At 72.3% G+C, this 17,184-nt stretch carries 17 protein-coding genes and 7 tRNA genes; 11 read left to right on the forward strand and 13 right to left on the reverse strand.

The annotated features are described in order from the left end of the window. Positions 1-16: 16 nt before the first annotated feature. From C7C46_RS22960 to C7C46_RS22975, 4 genes are all read right to left on the reverse strand, one after another. Positions 17-1,198 carry a glycosyltransferase family 4 protein gene (locus tag C7C46_RS22960; RefSeq protein ID WP_110671795.1) on the reverse strand — a complete coding sequence of 394 codons (1,182 nt, stop codon included), beginning with the start codon at positions 1,196-1,198 and terminating at the stop codon, positions 17-19. Then, the gene (locus C7C46_RS22965; protein WP_110671796.1) at positions 1,195-2,127 is read right to left on the reverse strand and encodes a phosphatidylinositol mannoside acyltransferase; all 933 of its coding nucleotides are present in this window, start codon (positions 2,125-2,127) and stop codon (positions 1,195-1,197) included. The genes C7C46_RS22960 and C7C46_RS22965 overlap by 4 nt, the downstream gene beginning before the upstream one ends. 9 nt (positions 2,128-2,136) lie before the next feature. Further along, on the reverse strand, positions 2,137-2,784 hold the full coding sequence (gene pgsA, locus C7C46_RS22970) for a phosphatidylinositol phosphate synthase (protein ID WP_110671797.1): 648 nt from the start codon (positions 2,782-2,784) through the stop codon (positions 2,137-2,139). Between the two features lie 143 nt (positions 2,785-2,927). After that, the gene (locus tag C7C46_RS22975) at positions 2,928-3,320 is read right to left on the reverse strand and encodes a thiol-disulfide oxidoreductase DCC family protein (RefSeq protein WP_110671798.1); all 393 of its coding nucleotides are present in this window, start codon (positions 3,318-3,320) and stop codon (positions 2,928-2,930) included. 172 nt (positions 3,321-3,492) lie between these two features. Here C7C46_RS22975 and C7C46_RS22980 point away from each other — a divergent pair, with 172 nt between their 5' ends. Next, the gene (locus C7C46_RS22980; RefSeq protein WP_110671799.1) at positions 3,493-5,139 is read left to right on the forward strand and encodes a hypothetical protein; all 1,647 of its coding nucleotides are present in this window, start codon (positions 3,493-3,495) and stop codon (positions 5,137-5,139) included. Positions 5,140-5,200: 61 nt separating this feature from the next. On the opposite strand, the gene C7C46_RS22985 is transcribed toward C7C46_RS22980, so the two are convergent. Both C7C46_RS22985 and thrS read right to left on the reverse strand, forming a co-directional pair. Further along, positions 5,201-5,761, reverse strand: coding sequence for an HIT family protein (locus C7C46_RS22985; RefSeq protein ID WP_110671800.1), 561 nt, complete (start codon positions 5,759-5,761; stop codon positions 5,201-5,203). Positions 5,762-5,835: 74 nt separating this feature from the next. Continuing rightward, positions 5,836-7,815, reverse strand: coding sequence for a threonine--tRNA ligase (thrS, locus tag C7C46_RS22990; RefSeq protein ID WP_110671801.1), 1,980 nt, complete (start codon positions 7,813-7,815; stop codon positions 5,836-5,838). A 233-nt stretch (positions 7,816-8,048) separates the two neighbouring features. Between thrS and C7C46_RS22995 the strand changes: the two genes are divergently transcribed. After that, entirely contained in the window at positions 8,049-8,792 is a 744-nt protein-coding gene (locus tag C7C46_RS22995; RefSeq protein ID WP_110671817.1) for a 3'-5' exonuclease, read from the forward strand. A gap of 64 nt (positions 8,793-8,856) precedes the next feature. Here C7C46_RS22995 and C7C46_RS23000 read toward each other — a convergent pair. Next, positions 8,857-8,928 (reverse strand) — tRNA-Val (locus C7C46_RS23000). Between the two features lie 212 nt (positions 8,929-9,140). After that, positions 9,141-9,212: transfer RNA gene (locus tag C7C46_RS23005), tRNA-Val, on the reverse strand. Positions 9,213-9,532: 320 nt separating this feature from the next. Here C7C46_RS23005 and C7C46_RS23010 point away from each other — a divergent pair. Together C7C46_RS23010 and C7C46_RS23015 are read left to right on the forward strand one after the other, a co-directional pair. Further along, positions 9,533-9,946, forward strand: coding sequence for an SsgA family sporulation/cell division regulator (locus C7C46_RS23010; protein ID WP_030056266.1), 414 nt, complete (start codon positions 9,533-9,535; stop codon positions 9,944-9,946). Between the two features lie 346 nt (positions 9,947-10,292). Further along, positions 10,293-10,865 carry a CGNR zinc finger domain-containing protein gene (locus tag C7C46_RS23015; protein WP_110671802.1) on the forward strand — a complete coding sequence of 191 codons (573 nt, stop codon included), beginning with the start codon at positions 10,293-10,295 and terminating at the stop codon, positions 10,863-10,865. Between the two features lie 20 nt (positions 10,866-10,885). On the opposite strand, the gene C7C46_RS23020 is transcribed toward C7C46_RS23015, so the two are convergent. Then, on the reverse strand, positions 10,886-11,344 hold the full coding sequence (locus C7C46_RS23020) for a hypothetical protein (RefSeq protein WP_110671803.1): 459 nt from the start codon (positions 11,342-11,344) through the stop codon (positions 10,886-10,888). A gap of 54 nt (positions 11,345-11,398) precedes the next feature. Between C7C46_RS23020 and C7C46_RS23025 the strand changes: the two genes are divergently transcribed. Next, positions 11,399-11,893 (forward strand): DsbA family protein, encoded by a 495-nt coding sequence (locus tag C7C46_RS23025; protein ID WP_110671804.1) that lies wholly within the window; start codon positions 11,399-11,401, stop codon positions 11,891-11,893. A gap of 18 nt (positions 11,894-11,911) precedes the next feature. Here C7C46_RS23025 and C7C46_RS23030 read toward each other — a convergent pair whose 3' ends face one another. The 3 genes from C7C46_RS23030 to C7C46_RS23040 are packed head-to-tail and all read right to left on the reverse strand — an operon-like array spanning position 11,912 to position 14,672. Next, positions 11,912-12,748: a GNAT family N-acetyltransferase gene (locus C7C46_RS23030; RefSeq protein WP_110671805.1), complete on the reverse strand. Its 837-nt coding sequence runs from the start codon at positions 12,746-12,748 to the stop codon at positions 11,912-11,914. A 30-nt stretch (positions 12,749-12,778) separates the two neighbouring features. Further along, positions 12,779-13,597 (reverse strand): aminotransferase class IV, encoded by an 819-nt coding sequence (locus C7C46_RS23035; RefSeq protein WP_110671806.1) that lies wholly within the window; start codon positions 13,595-13,597, stop codon positions 12,779-12,781. A 46-nt stretch (positions 13,598-13,643) separates the two neighbouring features. After that, positions 13,644-14,672, reverse strand: a complete 1,029-nt coding sequence (locus C7C46_RS23040) for a chorismate-binding protein (protein ID WP_110671818.1) — start codon at positions 14,670-14,672, stop codon at positions 13,644-13,646. A 225-nt stretch (positions 14,673-14,897) separates the two neighbouring features. Between C7C46_RS23040 and C7C46_RS23045 the strand changes: the two genes are divergently transcribed. The 5 genes from C7C46_RS23045 (at position 14,898) to C7C46_RS23065 (ending at position 15,473) form a co-directional block, all read left to right on the forward strand. Continuing rightward, a tRNA-Gly gene (locus C7C46_RS23045) sits at positions 14,898-14,970 on the forward strand. Between the two features lie 55 nt (positions 14,971-15,025). After that, positions 15,026-15,096: transfer RNA gene (locus C7C46_RS23050), tRNA-Cys, on the forward strand. A gap of 34 nt (positions 15,097-15,130) precedes the next feature. Then, positions 15,131-15,202: transfer RNA gene (locus tag C7C46_RS23055), tRNA-Val, on the forward strand. Between the two features lie 80 nt (positions 15,203-15,282). Continuing rightward, positions 15,283-15,354 (forward strand) — tRNA-Val (locus tag C7C46_RS23060). Positions 15,355-15,398: 44 nt separating this feature from the next. Next, a tRNA-Val gene (locus C7C46_RS23065) sits at positions 15,399-15,473 on the forward strand. A 167-nt stretch (positions 15,474-15,640) separates the two neighbouring features. On the opposite strand, the gene C7C46_RS23070 is transcribed toward C7C46_RS23065, so the two are convergent. Continuing rightward, positions 15,641-15,865 carry a hypothetical protein gene (locus C7C46_RS23070; RefSeq protein ID WP_110671807.1) on the reverse strand — a complete coding sequence of 75 codons (225 nt, stop codon included), beginning with the start codon at positions 15,863-15,865 and terminating at the stop codon, positions 15,641-15,643. 422 nt (positions 15,866-16,287) lie between these two features. Between C7C46_RS23070 and C7C46_RS23075 the strand changes: the two genes are divergently transcribed. Further along, positions 16,288-17,184, forward strand: an 897-nt coding sequence (locus tag C7C46_RS23075) for a serine/threonine-protein kinase (RefSeq protein WP_146259178.1), incomplete at its 3' end; no start/stop codon positions are given.

Raw genomic sequence — 17,184 nt, forward strand, 5'->3', positions numbered from 1 at the left:
GCGGCCCGGCCCGGGCTCAGTCCCGGGCCAGGCCCAGGCCCAGGCGCTCGCGCCAGCTGGTGCCCTCGTCCTCGCGGACCTTGGGGCCCGCACCGCCGGCCGTCCCGTCGGTCACCGTCTCGTACACCGCCAGGATGTCGGCGCCCACCACCGACCAGTCGAACCGGCGCACGTGTGCGGAGGCCGCCGTGCGCAGCTCCGCGAGCCGCTGCGGATCGCCCAGCAGCCGGATCGCCGCCGCCGCCAGCGCCCCCGCGTCCTCCACCGGGAACAGCTCGCCCGCCTGCCCCTGGTCCAGCACCTGGGCGAACGCGTCCAGATCGCTGGCCAGCACCGGGGCCGCCGCCGACATCGCCTCCACCAGGATGATCCCGAAGCTCTCGCCCCCGGTGTTCGGCGCCACGTACAGGTCCACGCTGCGCAGCAGCCGGGCCTTCTCCTCGTCGCTCACCATGCCGAGGAACTCGATCCGCGCGCGCACCTCGGGCGCCAGCCCCGCGACCGCCTCCTCCTCGTCGCCCTTGCCGGCCACCAGCAGCCGCGCCTCGGGGCGCACCCGCAGGATCTCCGGCAGCGCGGCCAGCAGCGTCGGCAGCCCCTTGCGCGGCTCGTTGATCCGGCCGATGAAGCCCAGCGTCGGGCCCACCCAGCGCGGGTCCGGTTCGGCCTCGGCGAAGAAGGAGACGTCGACCCCGTTGGGGATCACCACCGCGTCGCCGCCCAGGTGCTCCACCAGGGTGCGCCGGGCGTACTCGCTGACCGCGATCCGGGCGTTGATCTTCTCCAGCACCGGCTGCAGGATCGGCGAGGCTGCGATCATCGCCCGCGAGCGCGGGTTGGAGGTGTGGAAGGTGGCCACCATCGGCCCGGTCGCCGCCCAGGCCGCCAGCATCGACAGGCTCGGCGAGGTCGGCTCGTGCACGTGCAGGATGTCGAACTCGCCGTCCCGCAGCCAGCGCCGCACCCGGGTCGCCGAGATGATCCCGAAGCTCAGCCGGGCCACCGACCCGTTGTACGGCACCGCGACCGCCCGGCCCGCCGACACCACGTAGGAGGGCAGCGCCGAGTCGTCGTCGGCCGGCGCCAGCACCGAGACCTTGTGGCCCAGGCCGATCAGGTGCTCGGCCAGGTCCCGGATGTGGAACTGCACCCCGCCGGGCACGTCCCAGTCGTACGGGCAGACGATGCCGATCTTCACGAGGCGATCTCCTCGGTCGGCGGCACCGCCGGCCGGGGCCGGCCGGGCAGGTCCGCCGGCCAGAACTTCTGCAGCATGTGCCAGTCCTGCGGGTGCTCGGCGATCTCCGCCGCCCACACGTCGGCCAGCTGCTGGGTCATCAGCGCCTTGGCCGTCCTGCGGTCCACCTCCGGCGGCACCTCGATCGGCGGGTGGATCCGGGCCCGCTGCACCGCACCCTCGTACCAGAGCGAGGCCGGCAGCAGCGCCGCGCCGGTCTGCTGGGCCAGGGCCGCGGGCCCGGCCGGCATCCGGGCGGCCTCGCCGAAGAACTCCACCGGGGTGCCCGACTCCGACAGGTCCCGGTCGCCCACCAGGCAGACCAGTTTGCCCGCGCGCAGCCGGCGCGCCAGCGTCCCTATCACCGAGATGTCGCTGCCGGTCAGCGCCAGCACCTCCATCCCCAGCCCCTGGCGGTACGCCACGAACCGGTCGAACAGCGACTCCGGCTTGAGCCGCTCGGCGACCGTGGTGAACGGGAAGCCGAGGTGGCGCACCACCCAGGCGCCGGCCAGGTCCCAGTTGCCCATGTGCGGCAGCGCCAGCACCGCGCCCCGGTTCGACTCCATCGCCGCGACCAGGTGCTCGATGCCGTCGACCCGCATCGAGTCGGCGATCTTGCGGTCGTTCCACACCGGCAGCCGGAACGACTCCATCCAGTACCGCAGGTAGGAGCGCATCCCGGCCCGGGACAGCTCGCGCAGCTCGGCCGGCGAGGCCCCCGGCCGCACCCGGCGCAGGTTCGCCTCCAACTGGCGCACGCCCTTGCCCTGCCGGCGCCAGGTGAAGTCGGCCAGCGTATTGCCCAGCGCCCGCGCCACCGGCTCCGGCAGCAGCTTGACCGTCGCCCAGCCCGCCGCGTACGCGCCGTCGACCAGCTTGTCCCGCATCACGCTTCCTCAGCCCTCCCGGGTCGCGGCCGCCGCCTCGAAGGCCTCGCGGCGCACCGTCAGCATCCGCTGCAACACCGTGATCACGCTGCCCACGCCGACCGCCCACAGGGCCACCGGCAGCAGCCACTCCACATACGGCACGCCGAACGTGTGCAGGCCCGCCAGGCCGACCGCGACCAGCGAGACCACCAGCCGCTCGGCCCGCTCCACCAGCCCCGACACGTCGCACGGCAGGCCCAGGCTCTCGGCGCGCGCCTTGGTGTACGAGACCACCTGACCGCTCGCCAGGCAGAGCACCGCGATCGCGCACAGCAGGTCGTTGTCGCCCGACCCCGCGTACCAGAGCGCCAGGCCGCCGAAGATCGCCGCGTCCGCCACCCGGTCCAGCGTGGAGTCCAGGAACGCTCCCCACTTGTTGGAGGTCCCGGCCTGCCGGGCCATGTTCCCGTCCACCAGGTCCGAGAAGATGAACAGGGTGATGGTGACGGTCCCCCAGAAGAACTCGCCGCGCGGGAAGAACACCAGCGCACCGGCCACCGAGCCGGCGGTGCCGATCAGCGTCACCGCGTCCGGGCTCACCCCCCAGCGCAGCAGCAGGGCGGCGAACGGCGTCAGGACACGTGTGAAGAAGGCACGCGCGTATTTGTTGAGCATGGCCTTCCGGACCGCTCCGATCTCACTGCCTGGGTGGTTCACCGGTGGGCCGGCAGCGGCGCACACCGGCAGCCGAGTGGATCAGCCGCTCGACGGGACCATGGTATCCACTGGTCACCGGGCTCCCGACGCCGCGCGGGCCGCTACCGCCGGGGCAGCGCGCAGGCCTTGGTGCCGCCCGGCATCCGGTGCCGGTTGCGCGACACCCAGCGGTAGCCCAGCTCCGCCACCGGCCGCGCCGGCGCCAGCTCCAGCAGCCCGCCCAGCCAGGCCCAGGCGTTGCCGGAGCGCAGCAGCAGCTTGGCCACCGCGGCCGCCCCGCCGTACACCTGCCCGACCGGGGTCACCCAGAGCACCTCGCGCTCTGCCCGCTCCTCGCTCACGCCCAGCGCCGCCAGGTCGGCGAACTGGTAGGGCTGCGCCTGCCAGCCGCCGGAGGCGAGCGTCTGGCGCAGGTAGCGCTCGGCGAAACGCACGCAGGAGCTGCAGAACGCGCAGTCCCCGTCGAAAACCAGTACCGGATCAACAGGAGTCATGACTCCGATCCTGCCCCATCGGGATCGAACCAGGCGCACCGGGGAAGGAACCAGCTGAAAAGCCGTCAAGCCCGGTCACCCGAGCAGGTGACGGGAGTTCAGAAGATCACCGTCACAAGGGCCCGGCGGCACGGTAACCTGCCGCTGACAGGGAGGGAGGGAGGCCGCCGCCATGACCAAGCTGGACATGACCCCGGGTGCGCAGATACCCCGCACGGATTCCGGACCGCAGACCGCGGTCACCCAGGCACTCTCGTCCGCGGCCTACCGCGACAGCGACCTGGACGAGTTCGTCGCCAAGGTGCAGGACGGCGTGGTGGGCAAGGCGGGCTGGCACGAGCTGTTCCGTCCCAACGTCGGCGAGGCGTTCAGCAAGGCCGTCATCGCCCGCACCCTGGGCGCCGGACGCAAGCCGCTCGTGCCCGCCTTCGGCACCGAGCCGCGGATGGTGGTCGAGCACTGCCTGGCCGCCGAGGAGCTGCGCCGGGCCCGGGACAAGCGGCTGATGCTGGTCACCCTCGTGACCGGCGCGCTCTTCCTGCCCGGCGCCCTGCTCTGGCTGCTCTCCATCCGGGGCCGGATCTGGCTGCGGACCGGCAGCGCGAACCGCGACGCGCTGTTCGGGCCGCTGGTCATGCTGGTACCGACCCTGATCGCCGGCGCGCTGGCCTGGCACCCGCCGCTGGCCGGCTTCTGGGGCCTCTACGCCCGGATCGTGCTGCTGGTCCCCCTGGTCGGCTGGGTCCTCGCCAAGCGGATGGTGATCGCCTCGGTCAAGGACCTGCGGGCCCGCTGGGCCGACGTGCTGGACGGCAACCTCAACCCGGTGCTGCCCAACGCGGTCCCCCGGCACGACGACGACAAGAAGGCCACCGCCCTCAAGGAGGGCCTGGACCGGCTGACCGTCGAGCAGCACACCAACGTGCTGCACTACGCCGGGGTCAACGGGATACTCGGCCTCGGCCGCCGCTGGGGCTCCTGGGAGCTGGTCGAGGACCTGCGCCCGGTGGCCGGCCTGGAGGACTTCCGCACCTTCCACACCTGGGACCTGGTCCGCAAGATCACCGACCGGCTGAACGGCCTGAGCCGCAGCGAGGTCGGCAACGGCGCGGTGCCCGGCTCCTCGGTCGAGCAGTGGGTGATCATGGAGGTCGGGGCCGGCGCCGACGAGATCGGCCGCCCTGACGGGCCGGACATGGACGGCCAGCGGATGCGCGACCACGCCGTGGTCAACCTCGCCAACCGCCAGGGCTTCGGCCAGGACGGGCCGCGCCACTACCTCGGCACCCAGTTCGTGCTCAACAAGGGCCGGCTGGTGGTCAGCGTGCTGGTCACCGTCACCGTGCTCAGCAACACCCTGCGGGTCTCGGTCAACGGCCACACGCTGGGCCCGATCAACGGCATCTTCCACGACAAGCCCAAGGTCAAGGAGCGCACCGCGGCCAAGACCGGCAAGTTCTGGGAGGAGCGGACGATCCAGCTCCCGCTGGTGGACAACCTGGAGGTGGTCCGCCAGGCGCTGCGGGCGCCGTTCTACCGGGCGCCCGGCCTGCTCAACTGGCTCGGCGGCACCATGAAGCTGCCCGAGCCGTTCGGTCTGCGCACCGCCTGGGCCACCGCCCCGTGGAACAGCCGGTTCATGTCCGACGACTCGATCCGGATCGCCACCCCGGTGGTCAGCGCGGTCCTGGCGGCCACCATCGAGTTCCTCGCCGACCACGACGTCAACACCGAGCGGTTCGCCAACCGCGGGCTGATCCTCAAGTCCGAGATGCAGGGCGTGCGGCCGTTCAAGTCGGACCAGTACGACGCCTGGTGAAGCCGCCGCACGCCGCAGGGCCCGCACGGTGACGTGCGGGCCCTGCGGCTCTCCCGGCGGTTCAGCCCTGCGGCCAGGCCTCGGCCAGCATCTTGCGGGTGTCCGCGAGCAGCTGGGGCAGCACCTTGGTGTGGCCCACCACCGGCATGAAGTTGGTGTCCCCGCCCCAGCGCGGCACCACGTGCTGGTGCAGGTGCGCGGCGATCCCGGCGCCGGCCGCCCCGCCCTGGTTCATCCCGATGTTGAACCCGTGCGCGCCGGAGGCCCGGCGCAGCGCCGCCATCGCCTGCTTGGTGAGCCTGGCGAGCTCGACGGTCTCCTCGTCGGTCAGCTCCGTGTAGTCGGCCACGTGCCGGTACGGGACCACCATCAGGTGGCCGCCGTTGTACGGGTACAGGTTGAGCACCGCGTAGACGTGCTCGCCGCGGTGGATGACCAGGCCGTCCTCGTCGCTGAGCGAGGGGATCGAGCAGAACGGGCAGCCGTCGTCCGCGGCGGGCCCGGTCGGCTTGTTCTCGCCCTGGATGTACGCCATCCGATGGGGGGTCCACAGACGCCGGAAGCCGTCCGGCTCCCCGACGCCCTGCTGCAGTTCCGGCTCACTCGTCATGCTGGTCAGCATATTCGGCGGACCGGCCCGGCAAACCAGGGGTGGGGCGGACTCCAGTCGGAATCCGCCCCACCTCCAGCCGTGCGTCAGACCTGGATCCGGCGCGCCACCGCGTCCACGATCTCACTGACCGCCTCGGCCACCGGCACGCCGTTCTTCTGCTCGCCGTTGCGGTAGCGGAAGCTGACCGCGCCGGCCTCGACGTCGTCGTTGCCCGCGATGAGCATGAACGGGATCTTGCCCTTCTGGGCGTTGCGGATCTTCTTCTGCATCCGGTCGTCCGAGGCGTCCACCTCGACCCGGATCCCGTGCTTCTTCAGCTCGGCCGCCACCTCGCGCAGGTACGGCACGTGCTCGTCGGTGATCGGGATGCCGACCACGGTGACCGGGGCCAGCCACGGCGGCATGGCACCCGCGTAGTGCTCCAGCAGCACCGCGAAGAACCGCTCGATCGAGCCGAACAGGGCCCGGTGGATCATCACCGGCCGCTGCCGGTTGCCGTCCGCGCCCTGGTACTCCAGCTCGAACCGCTGCGGCAGCTGGAAGTCGACCTGGATGGTCGACATCTGCCAGGTCCGGCCGATCGCGTCCTTGGCCTGCACCGAGATCTTCGGGCCGTAGAAGGCCGCACCGGCCGGGTCCAGCACCAGCTCGAGGTTCTGCTTCTCGGCCGCCGCACGCAGCGTCTCGGTGGCCTCCTCCCAGTCCTCGTCCGAGCCGATGAACTTCTCCGGGTCCTTGGTGGACAGCTCCAGGTAGAAGTCGTTCAGCCCGTAGTCGCGCAGCAGGTCCAGCACGAAGGTGAGCAGCGAGTCCAGCTCGCCGGCCATCTGCTCCTTGGTGCAGTAGATGTGCGCGTCGTCCTGGGTGAAGCCGCGGGCCCGGGTCAGGCCGTGCACCACGCCGGACTTCTCGTACCGGTACACGGTGCCGAACTCGAAGAGCCGCAGCGGCAGTTCACGGTACGAGCGGCCGCGCGAGCGGTAGATCAGGTTGTGCATCGGGCAGTTCATCGGCTTGAGGTAGTAGTCGATCTCGCCGTCGAGCTTCATGGGCGGGTACATCCCGTCCGCGTACCAGTCCAGGTGGCCGGAGAGCTCGAACAGGGTGCCCTTGGTGGCGTGCGGCGAGTAGACGAACTCGTAGCCGGACTCCTCGTGCCGCTTGCGCGAGTAGTCCTCCATCACCCGGCGCATGATGCCGCCCTTGGGGTGGAAGACGGCCAGGCCCGAGCCGATCTCCTCCGGGATGGAGAAGAGGTCCAGCTCGCTGCCGAGCTTGCGGTGGTCGCGCTTGGCGGCCTCCTCCAGGAACTCCAGGTGCGCCTTCAGCTCGTCCTTGGTCGGCCACGCGGTGCCGTAGAGGCGCTGGAGCTGCTTGTTCTTCTCGCTGCCGCGCCAGTAGGCGGCGGCCGAGCGCATGATCTTGAAGGCCGGGATCATCCGGGTGCTCGGCAGGTGCGGGCCGCGGCACAGGTCGCCCCAGCAGAGCTCGCCGCTCTTCGGGTCCAGGTTGTCGTAGATGGTCAGCTCGCCGCTGCCCACCTCCACGTCCGCGCCCTCGCCGGCGGTGGCGGCCGAGCCCTTGAGCCCGATCAGCTCCAGCTTGTACGGCTCGCCGGCCAGTTCCTCGCGGGCGGACTCGTCGGTGACCACCCGGCGGGCGAACTTCTGGCCCTTCTTGATGATCTCCTGCATCTTCTTCTCGATGGCCTTCAGGTCATCGGGGTGGAACGGCTTCTCGACGTCGAAGTCGTAGTAGAAGCCGTCCTTGATCGGCGGGCCGATGCCCAGCTTGGCCTCGGGGAACAGCTGCTGCACCGCCTGCGCCATCACGTGCGCGGTGGAGTGGCGCAGGATGTTGAGGCCGTCCTGGCTGGTGATCCCGACCGGCTCGACCTCGTCGCCGTCCTGCAGCTGGTAGGCCAGGTCCTTGAGCACGCCGGCCACCCGGGCGGCCACCACGCTGCGGTCCTCGGCGAACACGTCGGCGGCGGTGGTGCCCGTCGTCACCACGCGCTCTTCCCGATCGGGTTCGCGGTTGATGATTACCCGGACGTCCGTCACCGGTTTTCTCCTGACGTGGTGGATCTGATGGCCGCAGCTCCTGCTGCTGCCCCGATGGTACCGAGCCCGCCCGCTCGATCGTGCACCCGTCTCCGCGCCGCCCGGACGGGATTGAAGGGGTACCGGCCAGGGGTATCACCTGCTCGGAACCGCACCACCAGCTGGTGCACCGTCAGTCCTCGGCGGTGCACCCGGCGGGTCCGGGGAGAACCCAGGGGATGTGAGGGGTGGTCATGACTCAGCCGTTCCGCGCGAACGACGGCCACTGGTACCAGGGCCCGTTCGCCTCCTTCGACACCGAGACCACCGGCGTGGACGTGGAACGGGATCGGATCGTCTCCGCCGCCCTGGTCCTCCAGTCCGCTCCCGGCGCCGAGCCCACCAGGCTGACCTGGCTGGCCGATCCGGGCATCCCGATCCCCGAGGGCGCCCGCGCCGTGCACGGGATCACCGACGAGCAGGTGCGCGCGCACGGCCGCCCACCGGCCCAGGTCACCGCGGAGATAGCCGCCGCCCTGGCCGAACAGGCCAGGGCCGGGGTGCCGTTGGTGGTGATGAACGCGCCCTACGACCTGACCCTGCTGGACCGCGAGCTGCGCCGGCACCGGCACAGCTCACTGGACGCCTTCCTGGCCGGCGCCGAACTGCTGGTGGTCGACCCGCGGGTGGTGGACAAGCACGTGGACCGCTACCGCAAGGGCCGCCGCACCCTGACCGACCTGTGCGCGCACTACGGCGTGGTGCTGGACGGCGCGCACGACGCGGGCGCGGACGCCTGGGCCGCACTGCAGTTGGTCCGGGTGCTCGGCGAGCGCCACCAGGGCGCACTGGGCGCCTTCTCCCCGGCCGAGTTGCACCTGCGCCAGCGTGGCTGGCACGCGGCCCAGGCCCGCGGCCTGCAGGAGTGGTTCGACCGCTCCGGCACCCCGGAGCGGGTGGACCGCTCCTGGCCGCTGCGCCCGGCCGAGGCCGCCTGACGACCTGTCGGCGAAATGCATCGGGCCCCAACTGCTGTGGCAGTTGGGGCCCGATGTTGTCCGGTGGGCGATACTGGGATCGAACCAGTGACCCCTTCGGTGTGAACGAAGTGCTCTCCCGCTGAGCTAATCGCCCGGGCAACGAGATGAACAATAGCACCCCTCCCAGGGGGTCCTGCAACGTGGTTGATCACCGCCCGCCCGACGCGCCGCCAGGCCGGCCTGCAGAAAGGCGAACTGACGCGGACTCAGCACGAAACAGATCCGCCGACTTCTCCAGGGAACCGGAAAAGGCGTAGGACCCGGGTTGAAAATAACCAGGGTCCTACGCCTTCTTGTGCAATCCGGTGGGCGATACTGGGATCGAACCAGTGACCCCTTCGGTGTGAACGAAGTGCTCTCCCGCTGAGCTAATCGCCCGGGTGCAGGGAAAACATTACCGCATCCCCGGGGGTGCTCCCGACCAGCTGCCCCCGCGCAGGCCCGGCACAGGCCCGACCAGCCGGTTCACCGCTTACGGTCACTCTCCGCAACCGCACGGGAGGTGCGACTCGACCCGCCGCGAGACCTGCCGATATCCGCCGGAGCAGGCCTTCCGGTGCATTGCGCAATGCGCCGGAAGGGTTACCGGTGGGGCCCGAATCGGGACAGACGGGTTTACATCGCCGCCGGAGGTGGGATGGTCCGTTCGCCGACGTGCGATTCCCCGAGCGCACACTGAGCGAAAGGCCCTGGCGCTTATGAACACCACGGTCAGCTGCGAGCTGCACCTGCGCCTCATCGTGTCCAGCGAGTCGTCACTGCCCGTCCCCGCGGGCCTGCGCTACGACACTGCCGACCCCTATGCCGTGCACGCCACCTTCCACACCGGTGCCGACGAGACCGTGGAGTGGGTGTTCGCCCGTGACCTCCTCGCGGAGGGACTGCACCGCCCCACCGGGACCGGTGACGTCCGGGTGTGGCCCTCGCGCAGTCACGGACAGGGCGTCGTCTGCATCGCGCTGAGCTCTCCCGAGGGAGAAGCCCTGCTGGAGGCCCCGGCCCGGGCGCTTGAGTCCTTTCTCAAGCGGACGGATGCCGCGGTGCCACCCGGCACCGAACACCGCCACTTCGATCTGGATCGGGAGCTGTCGCACATTCTCGCCGAGAGCTGAAGCCGCCGGGGGCGCGTCCCCCGCCGGCCGGTCGTCACTCGTGGCCGTCCTACTCGGGGGCACGGCCACAGGCCCGGGCGCGCGCCTCGCGCGCGGGCCGCGCACACCGCACGGACCGAGCTTCGCGGCACCGCGCCCCAGCAGGCGCGGCGGGCAGGCGCTCGGCGCCGGTGCGGTGTCCACCCTCCCTCGGCGGGTGGACACCGCACCGGTGCCGGGCGCCTCCTGCGTTCTGCGGGCGGTGCCCGGTAGAGTTCGGCGGTGATGACCGGCCCCCAGCCATCGGCCGGGTGGTACCCCCCAGCGGGCGAGACCGACCGCCCCGGCGCACGCGAGGAGCCCCGACGTGCTGATCACCCATGACACCGAGTGCGCCCTGGGCATCCTGGTCGAGCTGCTGAACACGGCGCCCGAGATCAGCGGTGCCGAGCAGCTGGCCGACCCGGCCGCGCTGTGCGCGTTCGTGTCGCGCAACGACATCAGCGAGGTCGACTCGATCGGGGAGGCCGACCTCACCGCGGTGCGGGAGCTGCGCGGGCAGCTGCGGGAGATCTTCACCGCCCCGTCCACCGCGGCCGCGGCCGGCCTGGTGAACGCACTGGTCGCCGCCGTGAACGCGACGCCGCGGCTGACCGACCACGACGGCCACGGCTGGCACATGCACTACTTCGCCCCGCACGCCGCCGTGGCCGACCACCTGGCGGCCGAGCTGGGCATGGCGCTCGGGCTGATCCTGATGGCCGGCGAGCGCGAGCGGCTGCGCCGCTGCGAGGCGCCGGACTGCGCGCGGCTCTTCGTCGACCTGTCCCGCAACCGCTCACGCCGCTACTGCGACAGCCGCACCTGTGGCAACCGGATGCACGTCGCCGCCTACCGGGCGCGGCAGCGCTCGGCGGCGGACGAGGCGGTCGGGGTCTGAGGCCGGGCGGTCGGCCCGGGTCAGATGCCGCGCTTGCGGAGGATGTCCTCGATGTCGGAGAAGTCGCCGAGGTCGTTGCCCGCCGGCGGGGCCGGGGCCACCGCCTTGGGGGCGGCACCGGGCTGAGCGAGACCGGGCTGGGCAGCACCGGGCTGGGCGGCCGGGCGCTGCTGCTTCGGGGCCGGGGGCGCGGCCTTGCTCCGGCCCAGGCCGCTGAGCAGCAGCAGGAGCACGCCGCCGGCCAGCAGGCCGATGCCGGTCCACACCCGGGGGTCCAGGACCAGCTCGCGGGCCCAGTGCGCGAGCTCGTGGCCGATGGTGCGGCCCACCGGGACCAGGCCGGTCAGGTAGAGGCCGGCCGGCAGCAGGGCCAGGCCCAGCCAGCGCACCGCGCTGCGCCCGCGGCGGCGGAAACCCTGGAACGCGGCGAGCAGCAGGGCCAGCCCGCTCAGGCCGTAGCAGACGGTGGCGGTCAGCATGGTCTCCGGTCCTCACTGGTCGGTGCGGGTGCCTGGTAGTGGAACACTGAGTGCATGATCGAAGGTTCCCTCCCCCCGCTGGAGTTCTGGTGCGAGTTGCAGTGCCCGGACTGCGGCACCGCGCTCGACGACGTCCGTGCGCTGCGTGAGCGGTACGGCGACGCGCTGACCGTCTCGCTGCGGCACTTTCCCCTCGAGAAGCACAAGCATGCCTACGCGGCCGCCGAGGCGGCCGAGGAGGCTTTCGCGCAGGGCCGGGGCTGGCCGTTCGTCGAGGCGGTGCTGGGCCGGGTCGAGGAGCTGGACCGGCGCGGGCCCGAGCTGCTGCTGGAGGTGGCCCGGGAGATCGGGCTGGACGCCGAGGAGGTCGAGCTCGCGATGATCGACGGGCGGCACACCCTGGCCGTCGACGCCGACCAGGCCGAGGGCAAGGCGATCGGCGTCAAGGGCACCCCGACCTACCTGGTCCGCGGTCGGCGCCTGGACGGCGGGCAGAGCCAGGACGGCCTGCGCGAGCGGATCGTCGCGCTGCTGGAGGGGCCGGAGTAACTCCTCCCGCTGCCCGGCTCACAGGGGTTTGGCGAGGATGTGGGTGGTGGGCCGGTAGCCGAGCGAGGTGTAGAGCCGGATCGCCACCGTGTTGTCGCAGTACACGTTGAGGCCCAGCACGTGGATGCCCGCGGCCAGGGCCTCGCGTTCGGCGGCGAGCAGCAGTTGGCGTCCGTAGCCGTGGCCGCGCCGGTCCGGGTCCACCTCGACCGTCATCACCCAGCTGTGCCGCCGCCCGTCCGGCAGCGGGCCGCAGTCCAGGGCGACCCAGAGGCTGCCCACCGCCCGCTCCCCCGCGTACAGCCGGCGCAGCGCGACGCCGGCTGTGGCGGCCCCGTCCCGGAGCACGTTGCGGGAGTCGGCGGCGCACCGCTGGCGGGCCTGCTCCGGGGTGAGCCCGGAGCGGACCAACTGCTCCTGGTACTCGGCGTTGGAAGCGGTCAGCCACTCGGGGAACTCCGCCGCGGAGATCGGACGCAGCGTCACCCCGGGTGCCGGGGGCGGGACCTGGTCCAGGTCCTTGAGCAGTTTGCGGTTGGTCTCGGTGTACCCGAGGGCGAGGGCCAGGGTCAGCGCGGGCTGCGTCGCGGCGGGCACCACCACCTCGGCCCGGGTGCAGTCCCAGGACCGCAGCACCTCCTCGGCGGCCAGCGCCGCGACGGTGCCGCGGCCGCGGCGCAGGCCCTCGGTGATCCGCAGGGCGTCGATCCGGCCCACTCGGTGGGTGCCGTAGGTCACCGCCGCGGTGCGCACGCTGCCGACGGTGCGCCCGTTGGCGCAGACCAGCCAGGGCCGCGCGCGCCCGCCGTCCGGCAGGGTCTCCTCGGGGCCGGCGGGGCGCAGGGTCGTGGTCATGGGTGGCCTCTTCCCTGATGCGGAAGAGCCCTAACGGGGATCGGGGTCCTGCGCGGACCGCTCGGCGAAGAGGGCCATGGCGCGGGCGGTGACCGGCCCGGGGGCGGCCAGCTCGTGCTCGTCGATCCGGGCCACCGCCTGCACGTCGCGCAGCGTGGAGGTGAGGAAGACCTCCTCGGCCTCGCGCAGGACGGCGTAGGGCAGTTCGGCCTCCTCGGCGCCGCACCACTCGGCCACCAGGGCCCGGGTGACGCCGGCCAGGCAGCCGGAGGACAGCGGCGGGGTGAGCAGCTTGCCGCCGAGCACCACGAAGACGTTGGAGCCGGTGCCCTCGCACAGCTGACCGGCGGTGTTGGCGAACAGCGCCTCGGTGGCGCCCTGTCGGTGGGCATGGGCGAGAGCGACCACGTTCTCGGCGTACGAGGTGGTCTTCAGGCCGGCCACGGCGCTGTGCTCGTTGCGGGTCCAGCGCACGGTGGCCGCGGCCGTGGTGTCGGCCCGACGGGCGGCGGTGCCCAGCGCGACGGCCAGCGTGGGGGTGGTGTGCCCGCGCTCGGAGCCGAGCGGGGCCAGGCCGCCGGTGTAGGTGATCCGCAACCGGCCCAGCGGCATCGGGTTGGCGTCGATCACCGCCTGGCAGGCCTTGCGGACCTCCTCCAGGTCGGGCGCCGGCAGCCCGAGGCCGGTGGCCGAGCGGGTCAGCCGGTCCAGGTGGCGGGTGAGGGCGAAGGCCTGTCCGTCGATCGTCTTGACGGTCTCGAAGACGCCGTCGCCGACGGTGAGTCCGTGGTCGAGGACCGAGACCTCGGCCTGGGCTTCGGCGACGAGTGCTCCGTTGAGCCAGATCATCCTGGTGACTCCTGGGACGCGCGGGGTGGGAGGGGGCCGGGGCCGGTCAGGGCACCTGCTGGCCCGACGCTATCGCTACCAGTCGGGCGGCCTTGAGCTCGGTCTCGTCCCACTCGCGCTCGGGGTCGGAGCCCCAGGTGATCCCGGCGCCGGTGCCGAAGCGCAGCAGGGGGCCCGCCGGACCGCTCCGGTCGATCCAGAACGTGCGGATGCCGACGGCGAGTTCGGCCCGGCCGCGGTCGGCGTCGACCCAGCCGACCGCGCCGCAGTAGGGGCCGCGCGGGGCCGTCTCCAGGGCGTCGATGATGCGCAGTGCACTGGACTTGGGCGCGCCGGTGACCGAGCCGGGCGGGAAGGTGGCGGCCAGCAGCTCGGCCCAGCCGGCCCCGGTGCGCAGTCGGCCGGCGACGGTGGAGACCAGGTGGACCAGGCCGGGGTGCTTCTCCACCACGCACAGGTCGGGCACGGTGATGCTGCCGGTGGCGCAGGCGCGTCCGAGGTCGTTGCGGACCAGGTCGACGATCATCACGTTCTCGGCATGGTCCTTCTCCAGCAGGTCGTGCTCGGTGCGGCCGGTGCCCTTGATCGGACCGGAGGAGACGGCGTCGCCGTCGCGGCGCAGGTAGAGCTCGGGGGAGGCGGTGGCGATCTCGACGCCGTGCCCGGGCAGCCGCACCGTGCCGGCGTACGGCGCGGGGTTGCCGAGTGCGAGCAGGCCGGTGAGCGCCTCGATGTCGCTGTGCGCCGGGTCGGGGTCGGGCAGCGCTGCGGTGAGCACCCGGCAGAGGTTGGCCTGGTAGACCTCGCCGGCCGCGATGTGCTCGCGGATCCGGCGCACCCCGGCGGTGTACCCGGCCCGGTCCAGCGAGCTCTGCCAGCCTCCTGGGTCCGGGCCGCGCCAGTTGTGGTGCACGGGAGTGGGCGCCGGGTCGGGGTGCACCTGGTCGAACCGGGCGCAGGTGAGGCGGCCCTCGAAGTCGTGCACGACGGCCCACCAGCCCTCCCCGTCCAGCACGGCCGGATCGTGGCTGACCTCGCGCAGGCCGGTGGCGAGCCGGCCGCCGAAGCGGGCCATCGGCTGGTCGGGGGCGAGGGGGCGCGGGGCGGCGGGCACGGTGCTCCTGCTGCAGAGATGAGGGTGTGGGGTGTCTCGAAGTTTAGGTCCGCCGGGCCTGCTCGACCCGGCGGGCGGGCGGCACGCTGCGGGAACGGAATTTGAGCTGGCCGAGGTTTCCGCTAAAGTTCAACACGTCGCCGGGAAACGGAGCCGCCGCAAGGCGGGGAAGAGCCCCGAAGACAGGCGGACGTGGCTCAGTTGGTAGAGCATCACCTTGCCAAGGTGAGGGTCGCGAGTTCGAATCTCGTCGTCCGCTCGGTGGAGAACGGCAAGATCGTTCTTACTGATAGAGTTCAATCCTGAAGTTGCCTGGTGGAGTGGCCGAGAGGCGAGGCAACGGCCTGCAAAGCCGTGTACACGGGTTCAAATCCCGTCTCCACCTCGATGAGGTCTCCGGTTCGCCCCGGAGCCTCCCCGCGCGATTAGCTCAGCGGGAGAGCACTACCTTGACACGGTAGGGGTCACTGGTTCAATCCCAGTATCGCGCACTCGGTTCCCTCGGGGATCTCGGCGGCACCGCTCGGCGGTGCGGCCACCAGCCCGGGTGTCATCAGGTGATGCTCGACAGGCGCGATTAGCTCAGCGGGAGAGCACTACCTTGACACGGTAGGGGTCACTGGTTCAATCCCAGTATCGCGCACGGCCACCAGCCACTCAGGTGCCGTTCAGCGGCGCCGAGCTCGGGCGCGATTAGCTCAGCGGGAGAGCACTACCTTGACACGGTAGGGGTCACTGGTTCAATCCCAGTATCGCGCACCATCGAAGGGCCGGATCCACCACGGATCCGGCCCTTCCTCGTGTCCGCGGCGGTGCGCAAGGGGCCGGGCGCCGGGTGGAGGTGTCCTCACCGACACCCGACCCGGCGCCCGGCCGTGGTGGGCCGCGTGTCCCGCGCGGCCCGGCGACTGCTCCCCGTCCCCTGGGAATCAGCGCCCGATCAGGTCGGCCACCGCCTTGGTCTGGGTGGCCATCTGCTCCCAGCCGCCGAACAGCAGCAGCAGCACCGCCGCGCACGGCAGCACGATGGCCAGCGCGACGGCCGGGTGACGATCGTCACGGACCCGGCGGGCCGGGTCGCGACGGGCGGTCAGGTACCCGCGCAGCTGCAGGAGCGGGCGGTGCTGCACGGCTCGGGTGAGCGGGGTGGCCATGTCCGTTCTCCTGCGGCTGGTGGGGAAGGTGGCGCGGTGGGCGTTGACCTCGGGGGACGAGTGCCCGCCCACCGCTGTACCCAACGCTAATGGTCCGCAAGGACGGTGACGTCATGCCTCGGTCTCGTTCGCAGGCTGTCCGGGAGGATGAGGATCCTCCTGCGGGCGTACTACCCGAGGTGGAGGCGGCAGGCGGTGCCACCCCGGGAGAACCCTGAGACCCGACCCCGAACCGGAGCCCGGGCCCGGCCGCGCGCCGGTCCCCCGGACGTGCATCGGACAATCCCACCGGCGGTTCGCGTGTTGCGTATCAGCACACCGCAGCCGACGTTCCGTAAGCTGTGCCCGACAGGAACTGACGGTGCCCCAGGACCGGGGCCCATCTCGGGGTTAGCCCACCACACGGGCCGACGGGGACTGACATGGCGATGATGCGGCTGAGGCGTGAGGACCCCCGCATCGTCGGCCCGTACCGGTTGCACCGGCGGCTCGGTGCCGGCGGGATGGGCGTGGTCTACCTGGGCTCGGACCGCAGGGGCCAGCGGGTGGCGCTCAAGCTGATCCGCGCCGAGCTGGCCGAGGACGCCGAGTTCCGCACCCGCTTCGCCCGCGAGGTGGCCGCCGCCTCCCGGATCCGGGCCGGGGCCACCGCCCGGGTGGTCGGCTCCGACATCGAGGCCGACCGGCCCTGGCTGGCCACCGCCTACGTGCCCGGCCCCTCGCTGTACAAGCGGGTCGGCGACGAGGGGCCGCTGGCCTGGCCGGAGGTGGCCCGGATCGGGGCCGCGCTGGCCGACGGGCTGGTCAAGGTGCACGAGGCCGGGGTGGTGCACCGGGACCTGAAGCCCTCCAACATCCTGCTCTCCCCCAAGGGTCCGCGGATCATCGACTTCGGCATCGCCTGGTCGCGCGGGGCCTCCACGCTCACCCACGTCGGCACCGCCGTCGGCTCGCCGGGCTTCCTGGCGCCCGAGCAGGTGCGCGGCGCGGCGGTCACGCCCGCCACCGACGTGTTCGCCTTCGGCGCCACGCTGGCCTACGCGCTGACCGGTGACACCCCGTTCGGTTCCGGCGCCTCCTCCGAGGTGATGCTCTACCGGGTGGTGCACGAGGAGCCGGACCTGTCGGACGTGCCGCCCCCGCTGGCGCCGCTGCTGGGGGCCTGCCTGGCCAAGGAGCCGGGCGACCGGCCGGGCGCGGCGCACCTCCACGAGCGGCTCAGCGAGCTGGCCGCCCGGGCGGCGGGCGCGGCCCGGCCGCGGTCCGCGGCACCCGAGCCCGCCGCGCCGCCCGCCCCGGTGCGCCCGGCCCGCGAGCAG

Origin of the sequence: Streptomyces tateyamensis (assembly GCF_003205575.1) — a bacterium.
Classification (GTDB): Bacteria; Actinomycetota; Actinomycetes; order Streptomycetales; family Streptomycetaceae; genus Kitasatospora; species Kitasatospora tateyamensis.

Bases quoted from the DNA above. Each gene is read 5' to 3' on its own strand.
- C7C46_RS22965 (WP_110671796.1), bottom strand. From the start codon at position 2,127: ATGCGGGACAAGCTGGTCGACGGCGCGTACGCGGCGGGCTGGGCGACG.
- C7C46_RS23025 (WP_110671804.1), top strand. From the start codon at position 11,399: ATGATCGAAGGTTCCCTCCCCCCGCTGGAGTTCTGGTGCGAGTTGCAG.
- pgsA (WP_110671797.1), bottom strand. From the start codon at position 2,784: ATGCTCAACAAATACGCGCGTGCCTTCTTCACACGTGTCCTGACGCCG.
- C7C46_RS23040 (WP_110671818.1), bottom strand. From the start codon at position 14,672: ATGGCCCGCTTCGGCGGCCGGCTCGCCACCGGCCTGCGCGAGGTCAGC.
- C7C46_RS23010 (WP_030056266.1), top strand. From the start codon at position 9,533: ATGAACACCACGGTCAGCTGCGAGCTGCACCTGCGCCTCATCGTGTCC.
- C7C46_RS23030 (WP_110671805.1), bottom strand. From the start codon at position 12,748: ATGACCACGACCCTGCGCCCCGCCGGCCCCGAGGAGACCCTGCCGGAC.
- C7C46_RS22980 (WP_110671799.1), top strand. From the start codon at position 3,493: ATGACCAAGCTGGACATGACCCCGGGTGCGCAGATACCCCGCACGGAT.
- C7C46_RS22985 (WP_110671800.1), bottom strand. From the start codon at position 5,761: ATGCTGACCAGCATGACGAGTGAGCCGGAACTGCAGCAGGGCGTCGGG.
- C7C46_RS22975 (WP_110671798.1), bottom strand. From the start codon at position 3,320: ATGACTCCTGTTGATCCGGTACTGGTTTTCGACGGGGACTGCGCGTTC.
- C7C46_RS23070 (WP_110671807.1), bottom strand. From the start codon at position 15,865: ATGGCCACCCCGCTCACCCGAGCCGTGCAGCACCGCCCGCTCCTGCAG.
- C7C46_RS23020 (WP_110671803.1), bottom strand. From the start codon at position 11,344: ATGCTGACCGCCACCGTCTGCTACGGCCTGAGCGGGCTGGCCCTGCTG.
- C7C46_RS22995 (WP_110671817.1), top strand. From the start codon at position 8,049: ATGACTCAGCCGTTCCGCGCGAACGACGGCCACTGGTACCAGGGCCCG.
- C7C46_RS23035 (WP_110671806.1), bottom strand. From the start codon at position 13,597: ATGATCTGGCTCAACGGAGCACTCGTCGCCGAAGCCCAGGCCGAGGTC.